General features: G+C 29.6%; 4 protein-coding genes and 1 tRNA gene. 2 read left to right on the top strand and 3 right to left on the bottom strand.

Annotated features, from left to right (window positions below; genetic code table 11):
- Window positions 1–7: 7 nt before the first annotated feature.
- A tRNA-Asn gene (locus tag U9R42_01080) sits at window positions 8–84 on the top strand.
- Between the two features lie 628 nt (window positions 85–712).
- Here the strand turns inward: U9R42_01080 and U9R42_01085 are convergent.
- Window positions 713–1099: a hypothetical protein gene (locus U9R42_01085; GenBank protein ID MEA3494609.1), complete on the bottom strand. Its 387-nt coding sequence runs from the start codon at window positions 1097–1099 to the stop codon at window positions 713–715.
- 217 nt (window positions 1100–1316) lie between these two features.
- Window positions 1317–2774, bottom strand: a complete 1458-nt coding sequence (gene rpoN, locus U9R42_01090) for an RNA polymerase factor sigma-54 (protein ID MEA3494610.1) — start codon at window positions 2772–2774, stop codon at window positions 1317–1319.
- Between the two features lie 79 nt (window positions 2775–2853).
- On the opposite strand from rpoN, the gene U9R42_01095 reads away from it, so the two are divergent.
- A complete protein-coding gene (locus U9R42_01095; protein MEA3494611.1) occupies window positions 2854–4392 on the top strand; it encodes an asparagine--tRNA ligase in 1539 nt (512 codons plus the stop codon).
- 118 nt (window positions 4393–4510) lie between these two features.
- Here the strand turns inward: U9R42_01095 and U9R42_01100 are convergent, their stop codons facing one another.
- Window positions 4511–5743 (bottom strand): T9SS type A sorting domain-containing protein, encoded by a 1233-nt coding sequence (locus tag U9R42_01100; protein ID MEA3494612.1) that lies wholly within the window; start codon window positions 5741–5743, stop codon window positions 4511–4513.
- Window positions 5744–6028: the final 285 nt, after the last annotated feature.

Genomic DNA, 6028 nt, shown 5'->3' on the forward strand with positions numbered 1-6028 from the left:
ATGATATTCCTCCGTAGCTCAGCTGGTTAGAGCGGTTGACTGTTAATCAATAGGTCGTTGGTTCGAGTCCAACCGGGGGAGCCAAAAATCCTGTTAATCAATAGGTCGTTCCGCAATTGCGGAACCGGGGGAGCAAAAAATCCTGTTAATCAATAGGTCGGAGTTATAAACACCGATTTTCATAGCAAACTTTTCAGCAGTAATTAAATCTTAATTTTAGTATTTTCATTATTTTGAAAATTTAATTGTGTCGTATTTATTAATAATGAATACTGACCACGTTTGCTGTAGCTTTAGCGGTTGCGAAACAAGGAATAAATAATTTTGAAGTAAAAAGATGACACTGAGCAATTTTTGTGGTCAGTAAATTTCATAGTTTTCTTAGAGACACTAAATAGTGGCTATAAGAAAACTCGTATGTTTTTGACTGTTAAAATATTATGTGTATTTTGTCGCTTGAATCTATTGTCATAAAGTAGTCATTTGATTGTCATTAAATTATCATTAAGTTACAAAGCCTAATGACAGCTTGGCTAAATGACTATTAATGACAATTGAATGACTTTTACATTCACATCCATTTTAAATTCAAAGCCCAAGTATAATGAGTAATACAAAGTTTTCTTAGTGCCACTAAATATATATTATGAACTAACATGCATCTTATTCATTATCTTTGTTTCTTAAAAGAAATATATTTATAGTCCCCCCCCTAAAACAACATTTGCAAAAGCATTACAGAAATTCCAAGAACAAAACCACCGAAGATTTCAAAATTAGTATGTGTTTTAAGAAACAATCTTGAAGAACTTACAGCTCCTGCAATGATGGTAATGAAAATGAGATTGGAAAAATAGGTATTGGGCTCATTAAAAAATAAAATAATAAATAAGGCAAGTACAGCACCTAAGGCTGTAGTGTGTAAGCTAAGTTTTTTAAAATAATTAATTATTGTAAGAATTAGCATTCCTGAAATAATAGCAATTAAATATTTAATAATAATTTGAGGAAGGAGAAATTTTTTAAAGAATAAAAATATCAAAATATAAACTGCAATAATTATTAAATAAGGTATTGTTCTTTTTTTTCTATCCTCCATTTTAAAATCTTTTTGAAAAAAATAAATTAAAATGACAGGGATAACTATTGAATTAAGAAATAAATAGCTTAGAATTATCCATATTTTATAAGTGTGAACAAAAGGTAAAAAAATATCTGTAAAAAATAGCAGATAAACGAAGACGTAAAAAAAGTAAAAAATAGGATGAAAAATAGATGATAAAAAATTAGCTATGCGATATTGCATGGTTGTAAAATTACAATTCTTTTCTCAATCTTGCAACAGGGATTTTCATTTGCTCTCTGTATTTTGCGACTGTTCTTCTTGCAATATTATATCCTTTTTTGTTAAGCATTGTTGTTAGTTTTTCATCAGTCAATGGTTTCTTTTTACTTTCATTTTCAATCATTTCCTTAAGTATTCTTTTAACTTCTTTGTTAGAAACTTCTACACCTGAAGTTGTCATAATTCCTTCTGAAAAGCAATCCCGTAAAGGGATGATACCATTGTCTGTTTGAGCATATTTGCTACTTACCACTCTTGATACTGTTGAAATATCCATTTCAATTTTTTCTGCAATATCTTTTAATATCATTGGTGTAAGCTTGGTGTAATCTCCTGTTTTGAAAAAGGGTTTTTGAAGGTCAACAATAGTACTCATTGTCATAAGTAATGTTTGTTGTCTTTGCTTAATTGCTTCAATAAACCATTTTGCATTGTCGAGTTTTTGCTTTATAAATTGTAGCTCATCTTTTAATTTTTTATTTTCTTTTTTTTGAGCTTTATAACTTTCAAGTTTTTCTTTAAATCCTCTGTTTATTTTTAAATGAGGAGTATTGTGAGAATTAAGTGATATTTCAAATTCGCCATTACTGAGCTGGTTAACAAGGAAATCTGGAGTAATGTATTGTGTTTTTACGTTTATTTGTGATTCACCCGGCTTTGGGTTAAGGTGTGTTATTACATTAATTATTTCTTTTAGTTTATCTTTAGTAATACCAACATTCTTCATTAGTTTTTCATAATGTTTGTTTGCCAGTAACTTAATATGGGATGAAATAATTGTTTTAGCAAGATCAATATTTTCCGATTCTCCTTCCTCTTTTTCTTTTGCCTCAAGTTGAATTAAAAGACATTCTTCAAGATTACGTGCACCAATTCCGGGAGGGTCAATAGTCTGTATTTCTTTTAAAACAGTCGCTAATTCTTCTTCATTGGTTGTAATATTATTGATAAATGCAAGGTCGTAGGCAATACTTTTTAATGGTCTTCTCAAATATCCATCTTCTTCTATCATTCCAATTAGATGGTTGGCAAGTTCTTTTTGCCGTTCCGTGAGTTCCATTGTATTTAATTGCTCAATAAGATTATCGTAAAGAGTTTTGAAGTCTGCAATTGGGATTTCTTTTCTTTCTTCTTGCTGATTATAATTTGGAGTATATAATTGAAAATTATCTTCATCATTCATATAATCAGATAGTTCTGCTTCTAAGTTATCTTCTTCCGAAGAACTGTCTTCTGAGTTATTTTCCTCATTTTTATCTTCTTTATTGTCAGAATCATCTTCATTTTTATCCAATGCCGCATTTTCGGCAATTTCTTCATCAACTTTATTGATGATCTCAGTAGTATTCAATTGTAGCAGTTGTACAAACTGAATTTGCTGAGGAGATAGCTTTTGTTGTAGCTTTTGATTTAATGATTGTTTAAGCATCTTCGTTAATCCCCTTTGAAATTTTATTCAAATATACTAAATGACATGAAAATAAGTTTAAATTTGCAAAAAAAAAAACATGAAATTATTGGGTAAAGATACGATTTATATTAGCGAATTACAAAATTTTAATAAGAAAGTTGTTAATATTCAGGGATGGGTAATGAATAAGAGAACAGCAAAGGGAATTGTATTTCTAATCATTAGAGATGGTTCAGGCTTTGCTCAATGTATAGTTAATGCAGAAGATGTTGAAACAGAGCTGTTTGAAAATGTGAAAAAACTTGGTCTTGAATCTTCACTTTTTATTTCAGGAGTGGTTGTAAAAGATGAGAAGCAAGTTGGAGGTTATGAAATTCATGTTAGTGATGTTAAAATTTATCACGAAACTATAGACTATCCTATCTCTAAAAAAGAACATGGAGTTGATTTTTTAATGGAAAATCGTCATTTATGGTTGCGTTCTTCAAAACAATGGGCAATCATGAGAGTGCGAAATAGGATTATTTTTTCTATTCATAACTTTTTTCAGGAAAGAGGATTTGTCCAAATGGATTCTCCAATTTTTACAGGAAATGCTGTGGAAGGAACAAGTACTTTATTTAAAACAGATTTTTTTGACGACCCTGCATATCTTTCTCAGTCGGGGCAGTTGTATGGTGAAGCTATGGCAATGGCAATGGGATTGATTTATACTTTTGGTCCAACATTCAGAGCTGAAAAATCTAAAACAAGAAGGCATTTATCGGAATTTTGGATGATTGAACCGGAAATGGCTTTTTACAACAATGAAAAAAATATGGATCTGATAGAAGATTTTATCAGATATGTAATTCAAGATATTCTTAAAAATAATAAAAAAGAACTGGAAATACTTGAAAGAGATACTACTATTTTAGAAAATATTACAAAATCTTTTCCTAAACTTACTTATGACGAGGCTGTTGAAATCTTAAAAGGTAATAAAAATGTTGATGGTAAAAATGCTCTTGAAATTTTGAAAGAAGACCTAAAGAAAACAAAAGAAGAAATTAGTGATGTTGAAAGCAAAATTGCCGAAAGAGAAAGTATTTTATCTCAGGGAGGAATAAAAAAGGGTAAAAGAAATTTTCTTGAAAATAAAAACAGATTAGAAAAGATTGAATTAAAAAAACTTCAGGAAGATGAACGTAATATTCCTAATTGGTTGAAATCTGCTGAATTGTTTAAATATGGTAGTGATTTTGGTGGCTCGGATGAAACTGTTTTAACAAGATTGTTTGATACTCCGATAATGATTTACAACTGGCCAAAAGAAATTAAGGCTTTTTACATGAAAGAAGTTGAAGGTAATCCAAAATTGGTAAAAGGAGTTGACGTTTTAGCACCTGAAGGTTATGGCGAAATTGTTGGCGGTGGTGAAAGAGAAACAAGTGAAAAAATATTAATTGATGGAATAAAAAAACACAAACTTCCAATGGAGGCTTTTGAATGGTATCTTGACATCAGAAGATTTGGTTCTGTTCCTCATGCAGGTTTTGGTCTTGGTTTAGAACGACTTGTGTCATGGATTTGTAAAATTGATCATGTGCGAGAAAGTATTCCTTTTGCAAGAATGATGGGTACTTTGTTTCCTTAAGGAGTTGTTGGTTGATATGTGATATAAAGCTGTTTTTAAGAATGAAATTTTTTAAAAGTTTCCATCAAGCAATTTTCTCTTCTTCCCTCTCTAATTTTAGAGAGGGACCGAGGGTGAGTTAATTCTTCACCACCTTCTCCACAAAAACCCCATCACCATCTTTAATCTTTACAAAATAAATTCCTTTATCAAAATCTTTAATATCAATTACAGTTTTATACAAAGCAAGTTGTTGTTCTTTTATTAGTTTTCCTTGAATATCGTAAATTCTGACCTTTGTATCAAAAGCAATAAAACCGGTGTAAGTAATTGTAATTTTACTTTGAGCAGGATTAGGATAAACTTTAAATTTCTCTGAAATATCCTTTTGTATTATTTCTTTTGTTGAGTTCCATATTTGAGTGCTGTCAAAAATTCCCCTTATAATTTTAGTAGAGCCAGAATTCCAGTCGTTTATATAGATGTACAATTTGGAATTTTCGTAAATAAGTTGCATTTGATTTCCAGATAGAGAAGGAGGAGGTTTAACGAAAAAATGCCATGATTCTCCTGCGTCAGTGGTTTTGTAAATACCTGTGTGATCATAAATAAAACCAGTTGTTGGATTAATAAAATACATATCATAAATAGATTTATCTGTAAAATCAGGAAATGTATCCCAACTTTTACCACCATTAAATGAACCCATATATCCTAAGATACTTGACCCATAAGCTGTATCACTATTAAGGAATTGTATTTCGGCTGTGTAGTATGGTAATTTATAGCTTTGATTCCATGAATTTCCTTTGTTATGGGTTACATATAAGTAAAAGCTATCATTTATATATGAAGTTGCATAACCAATAGAATCATTTATAAAATTAATACTCCATAACATATTATCATGAACTTGTGACCATGTATTACCTAAATCAGAACTTTTAAATACTCCATCATAAGGTGTATTAAGAAATACGTCTTTATTAGTCGGAAGGTAAATACCTTCAATTTTATTATGACTAATATATGGTGAGTTAGTTAATACCTGAAATGATTTCCCATAGTCGATTGTTCTATATAAGGAGTTTCCTTTACCAAACCCAGTTGAATCATTTATGAACATTATTCCCATGGCAGATGAGTGATTTTGTATTACCCATGATTTTCCCATATTAACTGTTCTAAATAATATCATTTTTTTAAGACTATCTGAGTACGATAAAAGATAACCGTTTTTATAATTTGTAAAACAAATTCCGCTACTACTTTGAAGCTGGGAAAACATTTTAGGATGAATATCTACAAATTGTGAATATGCTTGACTTAAAACTGTTATCGATATTATTAATGTTATTATTATTTTTTTCATAATTTTATATTTTTAAAAGTTAATAAAAAAATAGTAACTTCCTATAAATCTTATGTTATTGCAATCTTTTTAAAAAAATTACATTATTGTGGGGCAATATTACGAAAAAAAATTAAATGACAAGGCGGAAAAATAATATTTATAATTTTCAATTATTCAATTCAATTTCACATTCAAACCTAATTCTTGTAGTTCGTTTTGAATTTTTAGTAATTCATTAGTGTTGCCTTCTTTTATTGCAACTTCTCCTTTGTAATGTGCAAGTATAGTGAGTTGTTCGGCTTG

The sequence above is a fragment of the Bacteroidota bacterium genome (assembly GCA_034723125.1).
Classification (GTDB): Bacteria; Bacteroidota; Bacteroidia; order CAILMK01; family JAAYUY01; genus JAYEOP01.

Bases quoted from the DNA above. Each gene is read 5' to 3' on its own strand.
- U9R42_01085 (MEA3494609.1), bottom strand. From the start codon at position 1,099: ATGGAGGATAGAAAAAAAAGAACAATACCTTATTTAATAATTATTGCA.
- rpoN (MEA3494610.1), bottom strand. From the start codon at position 2,774: ATGCTTAAACAATCATTAAATCAAAAGCTACAACAAAAGCTATCTCCT.
- U9R42_01095 (MEA3494611.1), top strand. From the start codon at position 2,854: ATGAAATTATTGGGTAAAGATACGATTTATATTAGCGAATTACAAAAT.
- U9R42_01100 (MEA3494612.1), bottom strand. From the start codon at position 5,743: ATGAAAAAAATAATAATAACATTAATAATATCGATAACAGTTTTAAGT.